At 35.1% G+C, this 19495-nt stretch carries 17 protein-coding genes and 1 tRNA gene; 3 read left to right on the top strand and 15 right to left on the bottom strand.

Going from position 1 to position 19495, the window contains the following annotated elements:
* From nusA to ACXPAV_RS05930, 7 genes are all read right to left on the bottom strand, one after another.
* Positions 1 to 1488 carry a transcription termination factor NusA gene (gene nusA, locus ACXPAV_RS05900; protein ID WP_039136866.1) on the bottom strand — a complete coding sequence of 496 codons (1488 nt, stop codon included), beginning with the start codon at positions 1486 to 1488 and terminating at the stop codon, positions 1 to 3.
* A gap of 32 nt (positions 1489 to 1520) precedes the next feature.
* Positions 1521 to 1982, bottom strand: a complete 462-nt coding sequence (rimP, locus tag ACXPAV_RS05905) for a ribosome maturation factor RimP (RefSeq protein WP_039136868.1) — start codon at positions 1980 to 1982, stop codon at positions 1521 to 1523.
* Positions 1983 to 2156: 174 nt separating this feature from the next.
* Positions 2157 to 2233 (bottom strand) — tRNA-Met (locus tag ACXPAV_RS05910).
* 179 nt (positions 2234 to 2412) lie between these two features.
* Positions 2413 to 3189 carry a malonyl-ACP O-methyltransferase BioC gene (gene bioC / locus ACXPAV_RS05915; protein ID WP_039136870.1) on the bottom strand — a complete coding sequence of 259 codons (777 nt, stop codon included), beginning with the start codon at positions 3187 to 3189 and terminating at the stop codon, positions 2413 to 2415.
* Positions 3180 to 3824 (bottom strand): DUF452 family protein, encoded by a 645-nt coding sequence (locus ACXPAV_RS05920; protein ID WP_018347063.1) that lies wholly within the window; start codon positions 3822 to 3824, stop codon positions 3180 to 3182. The genes bioC and ACXPAV_RS05920 overlap by 10 nt, the downstream gene beginning before the upstream one ends.
* Positions 3825 to 3833: 9 nt before the next feature.
* Positions 3834 to 4994 (bottom strand): aminotransferase class I/II-fold pyridoxal phosphate-dependent enzyme, encoded by a 1161-nt coding sequence (locus ACXPAV_RS05925; protein WP_458004340.1) that lies wholly within the window; start codon positions 4992 to 4994, stop codon positions 3834 to 3836.
* Positions 4995 to 5077: 83 nt separating this feature from the next.
* A complete protein-coding gene (locus tag ACXPAV_RS05930; protein ID WP_458004341.1) occupies positions 5078 to 6424 on the bottom strand; it encodes an outer membrane protein transport protein in 1347 nt (448 codons plus the stop codon).
* Between the two features lie 233 nt (positions 6425 to 6657).
* Here ACXPAV_RS05930 and ACXPAV_RS05935 point away from each other — a divergent pair, with 233 nt between their 5' ends.
* On the top strand, positions 6658 to 6948 hold the full coding sequence (locus tag ACXPAV_RS05935) for a YfcZ/YiiS family protein (RefSeq protein WP_039136876.1): 291 nt from the start codon (positions 6658 to 6660) through the stop codon (positions 6946 to 6948).
* Positions 6949 to 7180: 232 nt separating this feature from the next.
* Here ACXPAV_RS05935 and sstT read toward each other — a convergent pair whose 3' ends face one another.
* The 4 genes from sstT to greA form a co-directional block, all read right to left on the bottom strand.
* Positions 7181 to 8428 carry a serine/threonine transporter SstT gene (sstT, locus tag ACXPAV_RS05940; RefSeq protein WP_039136877.1) on the bottom strand — a complete coding sequence of 416 codons (1248 nt, stop codon included), beginning with the start codon at positions 8426 to 8428 and terminating at the stop codon, positions 7181 to 7183.
* A gap of 175 nt (positions 8429 to 8603) precedes the next feature.
* A complete protein-coding gene (rnd, locus tag ACXPAV_RS05945) occupies positions 8604 to 9737 on the bottom strand; it encodes a ribonuclease D (protein ID WP_458004342.1) in 1134 nt (377 codons plus the stop codon).
* Positions 9738 to 9878: 141 nt separating this feature from the next.
* On the bottom strand, positions 9879 to 11576 hold the full coding sequence (fadD, locus tag ACXPAV_RS05950; protein WP_458004343.1) for a long-chain-fatty-acid--CoA ligase FadD: 1698 nt from the start codon (positions 11574 to 11576) through the stop codon (positions 9879 to 9881).
* 212 nt (positions 11577 to 11788) lie between these two features.
* On the bottom strand, positions 11789 to 12265 hold the full coding sequence (gene greA, locus ACXPAV_RS05955; RefSeq protein ID WP_039087163.1) for a transcription elongation factor GreA: 477 nt from the start codon (positions 12263 to 12265) through the stop codon (positions 11789 to 11791).
* Between the two features lie 165 nt (positions 12266 to 12430).
* Between greA and dacB the strand changes: the two genes are divergently transcribed.
* On the top strand, positions 12431 to 13894 hold the full coding sequence (gene dacB, locus ACXPAV_RS05960) for a serine-type D-Ala-D-Ala carboxypeptidase (RefSeq protein ID WP_458004398.1): 1464 nt from the start codon (positions 12431 to 12433) through the stop codon (positions 13892 to 13894).
* A gap of 70 nt (positions 13895 to 13964) precedes the next feature.
* Entirely contained in the window at positions 13965 to 14510 is a 546-nt protein-coding gene (locus tag ACXPAV_RS05965) for a GTP pyrophosphokinase (RefSeq protein WP_458004344.1), read from the top strand.
* Between the two features lie 351 nt (positions 14511 to 14861).
* Here the strand turns inward: ACXPAV_RS05965 and ACXPAV_RS05970 are convergent, their stop codons facing one another.
* Genes ACXPAV_RS05970 through ACXPAV_RS05985 form a run of 4 tightly spaced genes read right to left on the bottom strand, consistent with a single transcriptional unit; the run spans position 14862 to position 19490 of the window.
* On the bottom strand, positions 14862 to 15857 hold the full coding sequence (locus ACXPAV_RS05970) for an NAD-dependent epimerase (RefSeq protein WP_065231371.1): 996 nt from the start codon (positions 15855 to 15857) through the stop codon (positions 14862 to 14864).
* A 17-nt stretch (positions 15858 to 15874) separates the two neighbouring features.
* Positions 15875 to 17041, bottom strand: a complete 1167-nt coding sequence (locus ACXPAV_RS05975; protein WP_458004345.1) for a nucleotide sugar dehydrogenase — start codon at positions 17039 to 17041, stop codon at positions 15875 to 15877.
* Positions 17038 to 18480, bottom strand: a complete 1443-nt coding sequence (locus ACXPAV_RS05980; RefSeq protein ID WP_458004346.1) for a lipopolysaccharide biosynthesis protein — start codon at positions 18478 to 18480, stop codon at positions 17038 to 17040. The genes ACXPAV_RS05975 and ACXPAV_RS05980 overlap by 4 nt, the downstream gene beginning before the upstream one ends.
* A gap of 2 nt (positions 18481 to 18482) precedes the next feature.
* Positions 18483 to 19490 carry a nitroreductase family protein gene (locus ACXPAV_RS05985; protein WP_458004347.1) on the bottom strand — a complete coding sequence of 336 codons (1008 nt, stop codon included), beginning with the start codon at positions 19488 to 19490 and terminating at the stop codon, positions 18483 to 18485.
* Between the last annotated feature and the right edge of the window lie 5 nt (positions 19491 to 19495).

Raw genomic sequence — 19495 nt, forward strand, 5'->3', positions numbered from 1 at the left:
TTATTCTTCATTTCCGAACCAGCAAATATTACGTGCTGCCATAATCAATTGAGCCGCCTGTTCTGCCGATAATCCTTCGATATCCGCTAAATCATCAACTCCCTGTTCGGCAAGTTCTTCCAATGTGGTAATTTTCTTTTCAGCCAACTTCACAGCCAAATGACGGTTCATTCCATCCAATTTAAGTAAAGCCTCTTCCACATCAATATTTGCCAATGCTTCTTCTTCTGCCAATGCAATTTTTGTCAATGCTTCTTTCGCTCTATTGCGTAACTCTTCGGCAAGATCTTCATCAAAACCGTCAATTTCTAGCAACTCTTCAATCGGTACATACGCAATCTCTTCCAAATTTCTGAAACCTTCTTCAGTCAGAAGATTGGCAAAATCTTCATCAATATCAAGCGCTTCCATAAATAAGTTCATTGTTTTTTGATTCTCAGCCTGATGTTGGTTTTCTAAATCATCACTGCTCATTACATTTAATTTCCAACCAGTAAGACGAGAAGCTAAATTCACATTCTGTCCATTACGCCCAATAGCTTGTGCCAAATTAGCGGCTTCAACTGCAATATCCATTGATTTTTTGTCTTCATCCACCACAATGGAAACTACATCTGCCGGAGCCATCGCATTAATCACAAATTGTGCCGGATTGTCATCCCAAAGCACGATATCCACACGTTCGCCATCCAGTTCATTGGTAATAGCTTGAACGCGCGCACCACGCATACCAACACAAGCACCAACTGGATCAATTCGCTTATCGTGGCTCTTCACTGCAATTTTTGCTCGTACCCCAGCATCACGCGTTGCCGCTTTAATTTCAATCACGCCCTCACCAATTTCTGGTACTTCAATTTTGAATAATTCAATCAACATTTCCGGTTTAGAACGGGTTACGAAAAGTTGAGGCCCTTTCGTATCAGCATTGACTTTATATAACACACCACGCACACGATCTCCTGCACGGAAATTTTCACGTGGTAACAAATCTTCACGCAGAATAATTGCTTCAGCTTGGTTTCCTAGATCAAGGATAACATTTTCACGATTTACTTTTTTTACAATACCAGTGATGATTTCACCTTCACGTTCTTTGAATTGTTCAACCACTTTATTACGTTCAGCATCGCGAATTTTAGCACTGATAACCTGACGCACAGTTTGCATTGTAATACGATCAAAAGGAATAGATTCAATTTCATCTTCAATATATTCACCTAATTGAATTTCCGGTTCTTCTATTTGTGCCGCTTCCAACGTAATTTCTTTGGTTGGGTGGGTCACATGTTCTACCACTAACCAACGACGAAAAGTAACAAAATCACCGTTTTTTTGATCAATTGAAACACGTACATCAATATCTTGTTCATATTTTTTCTTGGTTGAAATAGCGAGGGCACTTTCCAACGCTTCAAAAATTTTCTCTCGAGGTAATAACTTTTCGTTTGATACGGCTTCAGCCGCTAATAAAATTTCTTTACTCATCTTTGTCTCTCTATCATCTCTTAAATTCTAATTTAGAAGGAAATTTTCGGCACAATATTAGCTTTTTGAATGTTACTAAAAGCAAATACCTGTTCCTGTCCCTCTACGTTTAAAGTAATCATATCGCCATCAACTTTAACTAAATCACCTTGCCATTTTCGGCGACCTGACATTGCGATACGTAAATGAATTACAACCTCTTCACCAACAAAACGTTGATAATGCGCTAAAGTAAATAAAGGGCGATCCAAGCCTGGTGATGACACTTCAAGGTTATATTTATCGCTAATCGGATCTTCAACATCTAAAATTGCGCCGACTTCACGACTCACATCACTACAATCATCAATAGTTACGCCATTCTCTTTATCTATATATAAACGGACTGTTGAATAACGGCCAGCACGGGTACATTCAACCCCGAGCAGTTCAAACCCCATATCTTCAACAGTAGGTTGTAATAAATCTTGTAATTTTTGCTCTAGCGTTGCCAAAGATAATCTCCTTGTTAATTGTCAAAATTAAGGTACAAAAAAAGGGCTTATAGCCCCGTTTCTTCGTGTTAACCAAACTGAACAAATAAATTTATCTACTTAAATTTATTCCACAAAAAAACCCCTAACGGGGCTTATCTCTCTTAAAACTAAACCAATTTTAATTTTTAAAATTGGTTGCGGGGGCTGGATTTGAACCAACGACCTTCGGGTTATGAGCCCGACGAGCTACCAAGCTGCTCCACCCCGCGTCTGAAATACGTGGCGTATTATACATATATTTTTTGCTTGGGCAAGGATTTTATTGAATTTTTTATTGTAATTTTCAACTTTAATTCTTTAGTTTAAATTTCGCCCTAAAAGATCCCCATTCATTCAAGACCTAATCACAACAAAATAAAACCATCTCTTGGTTAAAAACAACCTCACACTATGATAATTTCCTCGCAACAAAATACATCGGCACATAACTCAAATAAACAGAGCCATCCGCCAACGCATATTGCTGTTGATATGCTTGACAAAATTGTTGAAGTTTTCCTTTTGTCCATACCGTTTTTTGAACAGCCGTTACGCCAGTTGCTTTTAAATGACGTAATACTGTCAGTGGTGAATCAAATCTTAGGCGAATCGTTTCCGTGTCTAAATGCTCCAATAAAAAATGTGGTTTAAGCCAGTATTGCCATTCTTGAGTTGTTGGATAAGTTAAACCGACTCCGGTTAATGTGCTGATTTCCGTTAAGTTATTTGGCGCAAAAGTGTTAAATAACAGCATCCCATTAGCATTAAGATGCTTTGCACATTTTGCTAAAAAAGCTTCTTTATGATGTAGCCACTGTACTGTTGATGCTGAGATAATCAAATCATAATGCTGTGTTAACTTTAATTGTTCAATATCACCACCAATAAAACGTACCTGATCTACATTAGCACATCGTTTTTGCTGTAAATTTTGGTGAATATTATCGCTAAGGTAAAGATCGTTCAGATCCAATTCAGTTATTTTTACTGCTTTTATTAATCGTTCACTTAAATCACCCGTGCCACAGCCAATTTCTAACACACGATAAAACTGATGTTTTCCTGTTGTCTGTAATAACTCTATCAAATGTTGATTAATTTTCTGCTGCGCTATCGCCTGTTGCCCATAACTGAACTGCGCTGTTTGGAAACGTTTCGCCACCTGTTCTTTATCAATCAGTGCCATAATTGTTGCCATTGCTGAAAATAAGGAAAAGCATAATGTCCGGCTTCAATTCTTTTAATTACACAACGAGGTTGCCAATAAGTTTGTTGATTAATCACTGGGAAAATATAATCCTGTGTTGCAATCCACGCCTGATGCCACTGAAATGTTACCGCTGGTCGCTGCTTGATTTGTTGAGCAAGAAATGACAACTCCCGTTGTATATTTTCTAACGAGCGATAATCCGGCAATTGTTGATATTGAGCCAACAGCTCTCGACTTTGACACATTCTACGTTCAAATTTATTTCTTGTAGTAGTATTTAAATTATCTAATGTTCCCTGAAAGATATCCGTCGGAATACCAAATAGATCATCATTCGGTTTAGATGTGCCGTTAATGGCGACCGCTTTATGAATGGCGACATTCTGCAATACTTGTTCTGCCACCCAAACACCCATTGACCACGCTACTAAATAGATGTCGTTATAAGCGGAAAAATCAAATTGCAACTGTAAATCCTGATAGTCGTAACAGATTAATAAATCAAAATTTTGTGGTATTTGTAGATGCGCTACCGCACTAGGTGGCGTTCCCCAACCTGCAAAATAGAGAATTAAATTCGAACCTTGTTGTTCAATAAACTCTGTTTTCATCTAAAATCCTTATTGAAATTCTTTCAATGTTTTCATTAATTCAACAATTTCCTCTTCATTAATTGCAGCTGTTAATGAAAAACGAATGCGCGCCGTTCCTTTTGGTACTGTCGGTGGACGAATAGGCAATGCATAAAAATGATATTGCTGTAAACGATGAGCAATCTCCAATGCTCGCTGATTTTCACCAACAATATAAGGCACAACATTCGTTTCGCTCGGCATCGGCAAGTTCAACTCATCTTGAATAAAATTTCGTAACTGTTGACTTATTTTAACTAAATGTTGGCGACGGTCGTGAAAACTAGCAAGTTTTTGCCAAACAAAATAGCTCCAAGCTACATTAAATGGAGGCAAAGCGGTGGAAAAAATCAGCGGTCGCATCGTGTTAATCAAATAATCTTTTACCTCTTGCTCACATACAACAAATGCTCCTGTTGAAGCGAGTGCCTTGCCAAACGTGCCGACTAAAAAATCAATCTGATTGATGTACCCCTGCTGTTCAGCAATACCAAGCCCCTTTTCACCGAAAACTCCAACAGCGTGAGCTTCATCAACATACAATAAAACATTATCATATTGCTGTTTCAGCGCTGTTAATGCCGATAAATCAGCAACATCGCCATCCATACTGAACACACTTTCTGTCACAATAATAATACGTTGATAATCTGCCGCCACTTTTTGCAAAATATTCGACAAATGTTGGTAATCATTATGACGATAACGCATCCATTTGCATTCAGCCAGACGAATACCATCAATAATACTGGCGTGAACAAATTTATCCGCCACGATCAATGTATGTCGATCAGTTACTGCTGGCAAAATACCGATATTGGCGTGGTAACCGCTATTAAATAATAGACAGGCTTGGCGTTGATAATCTTGTGCAATGCATTGTTCCAAGTCTTCATAAATCGGGAAATTTCCAGTTAATAATCTTGAGGAAGAACTGGTTAAAGGCAATAACTGTTGTGAGATTCCCGCCAAAAATTGCGTTAAAATTTGCGGTTCTGCCGCAATACCTAAATAGTCATTAGAAGAAAGATTTAATAACTTATCCCCTTGTCGCACAATCCACTTACCTTGATGTTCAATTTGTGGAAATGCTCGTCTTTGCTCAATTTGACTTAATCGTTTTAAATTTTCACTAAAAAAAGAGGTCATTCGTAATCCTTAACAATTTTTCTCTAATATATAACAAAAAAGGCTGAACAATGTCAGCCTTTGCTTTGAAATTTATTGAAAATTTAGAAACGGTAGTTTAATCCTAGACCGAATAAATGTGCGGTAGATTTTGAGTGGAACGTCCCTTTTAATGAACCTTGCTTCTCATCAAAAGATAAGTTTTTACCTTTCACAAAAGCATAACCTGCATCAACAGATAAATTTGGTGTAAAACGATAAGTTGTACCAAAACTGTACCACATACGGTCAGTATCAGGGATTGAAATAGAGTGATAATTTTGACTTACCGCAGTTTCATCATGAGCGATTCCAGCACGCAATGTCAATGATTCTGTCATATCATAGATAAAACCTAATGCTATACGCGTAGTATCACTGAAATTTTCATCTTTCTGGAATAATTTATTTCCACCATTATGTGCATATAGCTCTTTGAAACGACTCCACTCAGTCCGCTTAATACTATAAGTTACTGCAAATTTAGGTACTAAACGGTGATAGCCAGCAACTTCCCAATAAGCAGGCAGAGGAAGTTTTAATGATCCCGTACCATTACCACTTGTTACACCAAAAGCCGAACGTAATGTTGATGGAATATCAGTTGTATAATTACCATCAAAATCTAAACTGATATGAGAGTGATAGGATAAACCGATACGGTTATTTTCATTAAACTCATAAACTGCACCGACATTCCAACCATAACCCCAAGTATCACCTTCTAACTTGTGTAAAATTGCAGATTTATCCAATGTTTTAGCTTGTTGTGCCATTTGTGCATATTGCTGAGCTTCAGCATTGTTAGATTGAACAGCGGCATCTTGAGCTTTTTGAGCCAATGAAGACGCTACAGCTAAGTTTAAAATCCCCACACGACGCTCAACTACTGCATCGGCATACACTGCATTTACACCAACGCCAACACTGAAATTATTACTGACACGATAGGCACCACTTAAATTAAAATTAATCGTGGTTAAATCCGTTTTACCGCCAAAAAAGCCGGCATTATAGCTGTTATTAAATTCTGTCGCCAAGCCATAATTTACGTTTACTCCGCCGCCGACAGCAAAACGATCATTGATTGGATAAACCGCATAAACATATGGCAGCACTTCTTTCGTAGCGATGTTATCAGCATCTGCATTGTTTCCAAATGTTTCGCCTTTTAAATCAATATTCGGACGAACATAAATACCACCAATGGAAATTTCAGGCTGTTTAAAGAAAGTCATTAATGCTGGGTTGGTTGCCACTACAGAAGCATTTTCCGCCACTGCCGCATCCCCCGCATAAGCACGGCCTAAACCGGAAGTTGAGGTTTCATGTAATTGGAAAGCAGAAGCAAACGATCCTTGAGATGCAACTGCAACCAAACTTGCAAGTAAAGTTTTTGAAAGTAAACGCATTAATTAGTTTCCTTATTATTTATTGATAACTAGTGCCAATTTAAGAGCCTGAATCTTATGTAATATCACGGCATAACTCAACACAATAAGGATTTAAAGCGAAGTGATTAGACCAGTCAACCTCGAAATCAGCTTGATATAGATCAAATTAAATAAACTCTCAACGGTTTTCTTGCAACATCGTGTTAAAATAAATTTGTTTTTTTATCACTTTTTTTGAATTGGAGTTATTTATGAGTCAAATGAAATGTAAACCTGAAGAAGCAAAAGTTTGTTGTTGTGTTGATGTTGGCACGGTTATCGATAATGAAGACTGTAGCGTTAATTTTGCTCAAGTTTATGCCTCTGAAGAACAAGCCCAACAAGCACTTGACTATTTAACTGAAAAAGCAAAAGCAGCCGAAAGCGAACCTTGCAAAATCACAAGTGAAATTTCTCAAGTTGACGGCGGTTATCAATTAAAAGCAGCATTTGAGTTTTGTTGCCAAGCCGAAGCGATGATTTTCCAGCTTTCCACTCGTTAATTTTTAACCACTCAAATAGCAATCTACTTCTTATTGTTATTTAACTTATCTAATATTGCCCGATCGAAATTTCGGGCTTTTTATCGCATCCGTACCAACTTTTGCTCTCAACTTTTTAAATAATTCGAGAAAAAATACCTAAAGGAATATCTCATAATCCCAAATTTCGCAAAGAAAAATGGAGTGGAAATTATTCCACTCCATTTATTTCTGCCAAAATAATCACAAATAATTAAGCTCGGCTTTTACGTTCTTCCTCTTTACACGCTGCTGCAGTGAAAATAACATCTGTAGAAGAGTTTAAAGCGGTTTCTGTTGAATCTTGTAACACACCGATAATAAAGCCAACCCCAATAACCTGCGCTGCAATATCGTTTGAAATTCCAAATAAACTACACGCTAAAGGAATGAGTAACAATGAACCTCCAGCAACACCGGATGCACCACAGGCACAGATACTTGCAACAAGGCTTAATAATAATGCGGTCGGTAGTGTAACTTCAATGCCTAAAGTATGTACTGCCGCTAAAGTTAAGATGGTAATAGTAATTGCAGCACCGCCCATATTAATGCTTGCGCCTAATGGAATAGAAACTGAATAAGTTTCTTCTTTCAAGCCCAAACGTTGTGCTAACTCCATATTAACCGGAATATTTGCCGCTGAACTACGAGTGAAAAATGCGGTTAAACCACTAACACGAATACAGGTCCAAACTAACGGATATGGATTTTCTCTGGTTTTCCAGAACACCAAAATAGGATTGATGACAAAAGCAACAAACAGCATTGAACCAATTAATACCGCCAACACTTGGATATAACCACCTAATGCGGATAAACCTTTATCAGCCAAGGTACTTGCTACTAAACCGAACACTCCGATTGGCGCAAAGGCAATCACAACCTTCACGACCATAGAAACCGCTTCAGAAATATCTAACAATAAATTTTTAGTAGTATCTGAAGCGTGACGCAATGCAGCTCCTAAACCGATTGCCCACGCCAAAATGCCAATAAAGTTAGCGTTGAAAAGTGCATTGAATGGATTATCTACCACATTAAAAATCAATGTGCTTAAAACTTGAGTTACACTTTCCGGTGGAGCAATAGATTTTTCTGCATCTCCCAATGCTAATTCAGTTGGAAATAAAAAACTAGCGACCACAGCCACTAATGCTGATAAAAAAGTACCTAGCAAATATAAATAGATGATACTTTTTAAATTGCTTTTTTCACCGACTTTACGATTAGCAATCGCAGACATCACCAATACAAAAATCAAAATCGGTGCAATAGAACGTAAAGAACGGACAAAAATTTGACCAAGAATACTAACATTTTCTGCCAAATTAGTACCTAATATTGGTTCTAAATAAGGAGAAATCAGTGCTAAAAATATCCCTAATACAAGACCGATAGCAATTCTTTTCACTAACGAGCCTTGAAATAGTAATGTTATAAAACGAGATGAAGTAACCATAATTTATAATTTTCTATACTGTTGTGTTGAAAATTAAGAGATCTTTGATCTCCGCCGCACTTTAAGATAGCGGAAAATATAAATTATGCAAATAAAATAATCTAAAAATAATCTTTTTTCTTTTTAATTATATTTTTTATAAAAAAAGATGTCATTTTTTTAGAAAAAATATAATTCAACTCTCATTTTCTACAGCTGTTTTAAGGCTATTCAATAATTTTTTGCCATAAATCGCACGCCAACCACACAGCAAATCAGGTAATTTTTGTTGGGATTGTCCCATCCAATACCATTTTAAAAATTGGTGCAGTGATTTCTTGCTTGCAACAACTTGTAATGGCACTTTGTTTTGCACCATCACTTTTAGCTCTTTATGTAACAAATTCAAATATTTTTTATAGTGTGGACGTTCTGAAATATTTTCAATTAATTCAGGGTATTGTTCTTCAGGCACACGTTTTGCCTGCTCCAACAACAGCAATAATTTTTTGCCATACCGTTTAATTTCTTTAGGGTGTAAACCTAATTCTACTAGTTGCGAGGTATGAACTGGAGCGTGAATAGCCACTTGAATTAAACCTTCACTACTGACAATAAAATTCAACGCAATATTGCGTTTTATGCCCTCTTGAAAACGCCATTTCGCTAAGAATTTCAAATTATTCAATTCTGCTCGAGTTAAACGCCACGCATTGCCAATGTCTAGATACGCTTTTTCCGGTGAAATTTGGCGACAACGTTTTTGTACAAACAACTCACATTCCTGCTGAATCGCATTTTTCCACTCCGAACTTTCCATTGCAATCGCCATTTTTTGGTAAATCGGTAATAAATAATAAACATCCGCCGCCGCATAATTAAGCTGTCTTTCGCTTAACGGTCGTTTCAACCAATCTGTTCTTGACGCTTTTTTATCCAACTCCACCTGTAAATAATGTTGTGCTAATAGAGCAAAACCGGCAGATTGTGGAAACCCTAAAAAATTTGCCATAATTTGCGTATCCAACATTGGCGTCGGAATTTGCTGAAATTGTTGATGAAAAATCTCTATATCTTCCCCACTAGCGTGCAAAATTTTCAATACATTTTTATCACTAAGCAACTCAACAAAGGGCTGCCAATCAGTTATGTTTAGAGGATCGATCAATGCAACATCTTTACCGAAATAAAGCTGAATCAACCCTAATTTGGCATAATAACTGCGTATTCTCTCAAACTCAGTGTCCAATGCCACTACTGAATAATGCCGTGCTTGTTCGCATAGCTGCTTTAATTGTGAATCTTGTTGAATAAATTGATAAGGAATCATTCTGCTTGTCTATCTTTCAAAAAGAAAGGCATGAAATCCATGCCTTATTTACCTTACTGTACATTACTGTTTGCGAAAACTATCTTAATATGTAACGCATTATCGTCATCTTCAGCGTTTGAGCCAATGATGAAATTCAGATTAATTTTGTGCTGCTATTTTTGCTCGTTTTGCCAGCTCTTCATCACGCACAACACGGCGTAAAATTTTTCCGACATTACTTTTTGGCAACTCTTCACGAAACTCAATTTCTCGTGGAATCTTATAACCTGTTAGACCACTACGACAATGTTTACGCAACTCTTCCCGAGTTAAACTTTCATCTTTTTTTACCACAAAAGCTTTGATAATCTCTCCTGAAACCGGATGAGGCACACCAATTACAGCGGCTTCAGCCACTTTCGGATTCAACATAATAACGTCTTCTACTTCATTCGGATAGACATTAAAACCAGAAACAATGATCATATCCTTCTTACGATCAACAATACGCAACTGATAGTCATCATCCATTTCAACTATATCACCGGTCGCCATCCAACCATCTTTTAACACTGCTGCGGTTTCTTCCGGTTTATTCCAATAACCTTGCATCACCTGTGCGCCTTTCACCCAAAGCTCACCCGGTTGATTAAGCCCAAGTTCATTGCCATTATCATCCATAATTTTAATATCGGTATCCGGCACTGGCACGCCGATTTTACCAGCGTGTCCGGCGAAATTCGCTGGATTACAAGCAATCAACGGTGAACACTCTGTCATTCCGTAACCTTCTAAAATATGACAACCAGTTAAATCATACCAACGTTGTGCAATCGCTTTTTGCACAGACACTCCACCACCAACAGTTAATTTTAGCTGAGAGAAATCAACATTTTTTAACTCTTCTTGCTGTAATAACGAATTAAATAAAGTATTTACTCCTGTGATCGCTATCGGACGATAACGCTTCAATTCTTTGATTAAATTAGGCAAATCGCGAGGGTTAGTGATTAAAATACCAGTAAGTCCAAAATCAATAAACAATAATGCATTCACGGTTAAAGAGAAAACGTGATACATCGGCAAAATAATAGTGGCATAACGATTATTACCAGCTTTAACAAAAGGCTCAGCCAACCATTTTGCCTGTGCAATGTTGTAAATCATATTACCGTGAGTGAGCATTGCTCCTTTCGCCACACCGGTTGTACCACCTGTATATTGCAGAAATGCAAGATCTTTTTTACTAATTTCCGGACGAATATATTGACGATATTTACCAACCCTTAACACTTCACGGAAAGTTACGGCGTGCGGCAATTTATATTTCGGCACTAGCTTTTTGATATATTTAACCACAAAATTAACTAACGTCCGCTTACCGAATGAAAGTTGATCGCCCATTCTAGTTAAAATCACATGCTTCACATCAGTATTAAAAACAACTTTTTCTAATGTCGAAGCAAAGTTGGAAACCACCACTATCGCGGTTGCACCGCTATCTTTGAGCTGATGCTCTAATTCTCTTGGCGTATAAAGCGGATTAACATTCACCACTACCATACCAGCTCGCAAAATACCAAACAGTGCAATTGGATATTGCAACAAATTCGGCATCATCAATGCAACGCGATCTCCTCGCTCCAACTTCAACTCATTCTGTAAATAAGCTGCAAATGCTCGGCTACGCTCTTCTAATTTACGATAAGTTAAAACTTGCCCCATATTGACATAAGCCGGTCTATCCGGATGTTCTCTTACCGCTTTTTCCAACATTTCTACTAAAGAAGATAATGCCAACGTATTCGGATCCATTCTTGATTCAGCCGGATAATTTTTTACCCACAATCTATCCATTTTCTTATCTATATCATCGTTCTAGTTAAAATTCGGTCGTTATCTTATCACAGAATTTACAAAATTTTTATCACGAATGCGTTCACTGATCAGCAATCAACATCAATAAGAGGGTTATTGGTTATACAGATTGAATTAATGAGAATGAGCTTTTTCCAAAAAATACGCCCGCTTCAAAAGAAAGCGGGCAATCCTAAAGCTTAAAAGAGGTATTAACGATATTCCACATTGATAATATCAAACTCAACTTTACCGCCTGGGGTTGTAATCGTGACATTATCATCCACTTCTTTACCGATTAAACCACGTGCAATCGGTGAATTGACCGAAATTAGCCCTTGCTTAATATCGGCTTCATCATCACCAACGATTTGATAAGTTACTTCATCATCAGTTTCCACATTCACTAACACGACTGTTGCACCAAAAATTACACGTCCATTATTCGCAATTTTCGTTATATCAATAATTTGTGCATTAGACAATTTGCCTTCAATTTCTTGAATACGTCCTTCACAAAATCCCTGTTGCTCACGAGCAGCGTGATATTCTGCATTTTCCTTTAAATCACCATGCTCTCGCGCTTCGGCAATTGCTTTAATAATTTCTGGACGACGCACATTCTTTAAATAATCAAGTTCTTCACGTAAAAGATTAGCACCGCGTACTGTCATCGGAATTTGTTGCATTATTTTGATCCCTTTTAACGTATTAATTAACAGTCAAAACAAAACCACATAAGCAATAAACATTGTACTTATGTGGCAAAAATAATAAATTGTGATTTACGAAATCAACGAGAGCTATTATTATTTACCGCATTGCAAAAAATATCAATATTAAAAACCGTTGTTATGATCTTCTCTATTTCAATCAATACGTACATTCGTAAATCTTTAAAATATCTGCTTCCTACATTAAGTTGTGCAATATTTAGCCAATTCGTAAATGCTGCTGTTGATATAGCCCAATTAACCCGCGAATTACCTAAAGGCACAAATGTTACGATCGCTGCCAAAAATCTTGCCACCAATCAAACCATTGCAGATTATCAAAGCGATATGTTTATGTTGCCTGCAAGTACACAAAAGGTATTTACCGCCATTGCCGCAAAGCTGCTATTAACTGATCAATTTAAATTTCAAACCAGCTTATTAACCAACGGAAAAATTGAAAATGGGCATTTAAAAGGTGATTTAATTATCAAATTTAGTGGAGATCCAGACTTAACTAGCGGACAGCTTTACAACCTACTCGCCACTTTAAAAAAACAAGGAATTCGCCAAATCAATGGTGATTTAATTTTAGATACCTCCATTTTTGCTTCCCACGACCGTGGCTTGGGCTGGATTTGGAACGATTTAACAATGTGTTTTAATGCACCACCAGCAGCGGTGAATATTGATGGCAACTGCTTTTCGGTCAACATTGATGCCAGTGGTTCTGTTGGCAGTTTAGTTCGTATTGATGTTCCTTCTCAATACCCAATTCAGATGTTTAGCCAAGTTTATATCGTTAATGACAATGAAGCGGGCTATTGTCAATTTGATGTGGTCAGTAACGACAATAACCGTTATCAACTCAAAGGCTGTATCCGCCGTCAACCGAAAAAATTCGGTTTAAGTTTTGCGGTACAGGATACCGATAGCTATGCCGTAGCGATTTTACAAAGAATGTTAAAAAATCTCGGCATTTCATTCAGTGGGCGAGTTCAAATACCATTCCAACCACAGCAAGGTAATGTTTTAGCTACTCATCAGTCTAAAGCCTTGCCGGAATTGTTGAAAAAAATGATGAAACATTCTGATAACCAAATTGCAGATGCATTATTCAGAACAATTGCTTATTACTACTATAAACGCCCAGCGACATTCCAATTAGGTGGAATGGCGGTGAGAAGAATTCTAGAAAAAAACACCAATATCCGCTTTGGTAACAGTGTGATTGCCGACGGTTCAGGGCTTTCACGCCAAAATCTGATCAGCGCTAATACGATGTTGCAAGCATTGGAATACATTGCTCGCAACGACAACACGCTCAAATTAATGCAAACTTTCCCAATCGCCGGTGTTGACGGCACTATCAGTGGCAGAGGTTCATTGATCAGTTCACCATTAGTAAAAAATGTCATTGCTAAAACCGGTTCACTGAAGGGAGTTTACAACCTCGCTGGTTTCCTCAACAACGCCCGTGGTGAAAAAGTCGCATTCGTTCAATTTATCAACGGCTACTCCACCGGTGATTTGGAAGATAAAACCAAACGTGCGCCGCTAGTCCGTTTTGAATCACAACTTTATCGTGAGATTTATGGGGATTAGTTTTTATTTATCTTCTCAAAATTAAAAAAGAAAACGTTTTGAATAATATTTTTTATTGAGGGATTAAAAAATGTTGGAAAAAGTAGAAAGACTTATTGATGAAATAAATAAAGTGCATCTTGCTTTTTCAAAAGATTATTTTGAAACAGGGAAAATTAAAACAATCAATATACTATCAAAAACAACTGTTCAACATATTCTTGCATATCGCTTAAATCTACACGAATCAATTAATGATTATCTCTACCGTGCCGATTTATATGATATTTCCTATTTTTATCGTGTTAAAACATCAGAATCTATTTTAGAAAAAATTAAACGTTTCCAACAAAGGAGCGAAGGTTATCCGGTTAATAGTATTTTGAATGATATTTTTGGTGCTCGCATTATAGTATCTAGTGAAGATATTTCACAAATTATGGAACAGCTTGACAATTGGAAAGAAAAATATGGTTTAAAAAACTGGTGTCTTAGAGATAAGGAAGAATATATCGGTATCCACATCTATTTCAAAAATTCCAATAACTTTTATTACCCCTGGGAATTACAGATTTGGGATAAAAAGATGCTGAGAAAAATATTTAAAGTCATATCAAATATAAAAGAGGGTTTGTAGAGCGTTTTAGATAAATTTATTATTTATTAGATAATAATGCTTCTACCCTTAATAAAAGCTATTTTTATCCATAAGCATCAATGAATATTGATTCCCCCTCTATTTGGTATAAAAACATCTAGATTAAGGAAAGATCGAGCAATAATATTTCAACCTACAAGAATTTCTACAAAAAACCAGATTGTTACATAGATGAAAATGGTAAATAAACTCAAAATTTAAATTTTGAGTTTATTTACCATTTTTTGAAGGGGCTGTTTATTGGGAAAGAAGGAAATTAAATGTTGAACACAGGACAACATACTCTGCTATCCTGAAATCACAACTATCAGTAGTATTAAGTTAAGCTATTTACTTAGAATAATACTCCTTATACCATTTTGCGAATCGCCCAAGTCCATCCTCTATGGAAGTACTAGGCTTAAATCCAAAATCTCTCTCTAACTCGCTCACATCAGCATAAGTTTGATAAACATCCCCATCTTGCATAGGAAGATATTCTTTTTCTGCCTGCATACCTAGAGACTTTTCTAATGTCTCTATGAAATACATTAATTTTTCTGGCTGGTTATTACCGATGTTATACACCTTGTAATGATCGCCTTGGTTATTAGCTTGCGGAGGATTACAAAGCATATTTTCAATTCCTTTTACGATATCATCAATATACGTAAAATCACGATACATATCACCTTGGTTATATATCTTAATTGCTTGACCGGCATAAATCATATTCGTAAATTTAAAATAAGCCATATCAGGACGCCCAAAAGGACCATATACCGTAAAAAAACGTAACCCAGTTGATGGAATACCATATAAATGACTATAAGTATATGCCATTAATTCATTCGATTTTTTTGTAGCAGCATAAAAACTAATTGGCTGATCAACATTATCCGAAGTACTAAACGGTGTTTTTTGTTGGTTGCCATAAACAGAAGAGCTTGAAGCAAACAAAAGATGCTCTACGGGATAATGACGACAAGCCTCTAAAATATTAAAAAAGCCTATTAAATTTGATTCAACATAAGCATATGGATTATCAATACTATAACGAACCCCTGCTTGTGCTGCTAAATTGACAACAATATCTGGATCAAATTCCTCAAAACAACGGTTTACCGCTTGTGCATCTGCTAAATTTGCTCGAACAAAAGAAAAACTATTAAATTGTGAAAGAATTTTTAAGCGATCTTCTTTTAATTGCACATCATAATAATCATTAACACTATCAAAGCCACAAACCTTGGCTCCCAATTCCAACAAACGTTTCGCTAAATGAAACCCAATAAAGCCAGCGGCACCAGTAATCAAAACCTTTTTCTTGTTATCAAATATATTCATTTTTTGCTCACTTATTTTTAATCACGCACAAATAAATCTCTAGTATAAACCTTATCTTTCGCATCAATTAAATCTTCTGATAAACGATTAGCTAGAATAACATCCGCTTGGTGCTTGAAAGTTGCTAAATTCTTTTCTACACGAGAATGAAAAAACTCATTAGCATCAAGTGTTGGTTCATAAACTATAACCTCTATTCCCTTTGCCTTAATTCTTTTCATTACGCCTTGAATCGCTGAAGCCCTAAAATTATCAGAAGAGGTTTTCATTGTTAAACGATAAACACCAACTATTTTAGGCTTACGAGCAATAATCATATCCGCAATATGGTCTTTACGAGTACGATTAGCATCCACAATAGCGGTAATTAAATTTTGAGGAATATCAGAATAATTAGCCAATAGCTGTTTAGTATCTTTTGGTAAGCAATATCCGCCGTAACCAAAAGATGGATTATTATAGAAATCTCCAATTCTAGGATCTAAACAAACTCCTTTGATAATTTCTGCAGTATTCAACTCTCTAATTTCAGCATAAGAGTCCAACTCATTAAAATAAGCTACACGTAATGCCAGATAAGTATTGGCAAATAATTTAATCGCTTCAGCTTCTGTTGAACCAGTAAACAACATCGGAATATCTTGTTTAATTGCACCTTGTGCTAATAAAGAAGCGAACTTATATGCACGTTCAGACTCCTCTCCCACTACAATACGAGAAGGATATAAATTATCATAAAGAGCCTTTCCTTCACGCAAAAACTCAGGTGAGAAAATAATATTATTCGTATTATATCTCTCACGTACTTTTTCCGTATAACCTACAGGAATAGTAGATTTAATAACCATTGTTGCAGATGGGTTAATAGCTAAAACTTCCTCAATAACGCTTTCAACTGAAGAAGTATCAAAATAATTTTTATCAGGATCGTAATTAGTCGGGGTAGAAATAATAATATATTCAGCTCCACTAAACGCTTCTTTCGGATCTAATGTCGCTTTAAAATTAAGTGGCTTAGAAGCAAGATACTCCTCAATTTCTTTATCCACAATAGGAGATTTCTTATTATTTAACATTTCTACTTTTTCAGGCACAATATCTAACATAACCACTTGATTATGTTGTGCCAATAAAATTCCATTTGATAGCCCCACATAGCCTGTTCCAGCGATTGCAATTTTCACTTAGTATTCCTTACTTTAAAAATTTTTATTCTAGTTCTAGATTTTAATTCCGAATATATAAGAACAAATGTATCCTTATTCAAAAGAACAATAAAAGTCAAAAAGAATAAATCTATCAAATATAAACGGCATTCACTAGAAAAAATAATATATATTGAATAAATTATTAACAAAACGGTTTCACTAAAAATAACTTTTTTATTAAGAATCAAACCTATTCTATTGTTCAAATCTCTATAACGAAGATATGCTATAATACCATAAGACGTTGCTGTTGATATTACAGCACCAAAAATTCCCAATATAGGAATAAGAACAATATTTAATAAAAAATTAACAAAAGCTCCATATATTGTAGAAATCATTAAATTTTTATTATCTTTTATAGCATTATAGAAAACACCAAAATATGTTGACAAACATCCAAAAGTAGCCGCTATTAATAATATAGGAACGAATTTCCAAGCTGCAAAAAATTTTTCATTAAGAATGAAATAAGAAATTGGTTCAATTATTGATATAATAAAGAAAGATAATAAGAAACATATGAATTGATATACATTAAACACATTGGAAAAAAATAAAACATTATCTTTTGAGTCTATTTCTTTTGATTCTTTTGCTGTCGAATATTGCCATGCTTTTTGAAAAACTGAACTTAATAAATTTATAATAGAGGGAAGTTTACTTGCAGCTATATAAAGACCTGTTGATTCAATACCTAAGAAAAATAAAATAATGTATCTGTCTAAAATATTATTCATCCACCAAGAGACCATATTAGGTATATTAGGCACACTATACTTAAACATTTTAATCATTAAAAACATATTAAATTTAACAGGAAATAAGTACTTATACTCTTGTGATAGAAAGAAAGCTATAATAGCTGTAATAGCATACCCTAAAGAAAATGACAATAAATATCCTGATATGCCTAAATTCAATATTTTTAAAAAATAATAACTAGATAATACTAATATCAACGTATTAAGTATACCGTATATTGCATATCGCTTTGAATGTCCCAATCCACGAGAAAATTGTGTAGCCAGCATATAAAATGATATACTTAAATACAATAAAATAAACTCCTTTACATATTTATACGGATAAATAAAATAATAAATAACCAAAGATATAGTAATAAAAACAATACTTCCAATGAAAATTACAGCAATAGAATTAGAAAACAGTATATTCAGATTATGCTCATCAATAGAAAACCTATAAAGAGCTTCTATAATGCATAAAGTTGTAAATGGAAATACTATTTCAAGAATAGAATTATATAATTCAGCAATACCATATTGCTCCGCAGTTAATACTGATGTATATAAAGGTATTAAAAGAAATGCTAATAATTTTGATAAAAAACTACCAAACATAAATATAGCTATATTAGATATCAATGAAACATATTTATAATTGTAAGACATAGTTATATTTTAGTTTTATAATTAGAATTTAAAAAAGATATGGTTTCGTCTGCATTTTTTCTCTGTGCATAAATACACTTATTTTCAGATTTATAATATCCAAAAGCAATAATTGCAACTATAGCTTCTGCTCTTTTTATACCAAAAAATCTCTTTAATGCTTTTTCTGTTTTATAGAATGGAAACCATTGCATAATACAGCTACCAATTCCTAATGAATGCAATGCTAATGTAAGAAAAGATAAATATATTCCTCCATTAAGATACCATTGGAATTGCTCACCTCCAAAAAAAGCCCTTCTATTACTTGTAATAATCATAAAATTATGTATTTGATTTTTAAATCCATTACTACCTGTTATTAATGAATCAACATACTTTGATTGTTCTTCATCAGTTGTGCAATATACTTTTATTGGTTGTCTATTACATGCTGAAGGAGCTAAATTTGCAATTTCAATGGCTTTTATGATGGTATCTTTAGGTACAATTTCTTCACTATAATCTCTGATACTATGACGAGATAAGATAAATTCTTGAAAATCAAAGTAAGTAGCATCAAGGAACTTTTGCTTTGCTACAAAATAAGCACCTGCTTTATAGTTCTTTATTTTTAAAAGAGTCTTTTCATCCAAATTATCCAATATATTCTTTAACCCAAAATTTATTGAATCAATCTGAAATTCATTTTTACTATTAAATTCTATATACGATTCTAGTATTGCAATTGCCTCACAGAAAGCATAGGACTCTGTAGAGTAACCTAATGACAGATATTCATTCAGATAATTCAATACATTTTCTGCTTTCTGTCTTCCATATCCTAATCTTGTATTTCTAATTCCCATACCTTTTTCTAATGAATGTACAGAAATCAAAATTTGAGCTTCTAGTCTTTCCATTTTAGAACTTTTATCGTAAATTACACACCAAAATTCATATAAAAATGGTTTTAAAGATAACAAAATGTATAAGATAGCTCTTAGTTTTTGTTTAATGAAATGTTTCATATATT

It is taken from the genome of Gallibacterium sp. ZY190522 (genome assembly GCF_054166015.1).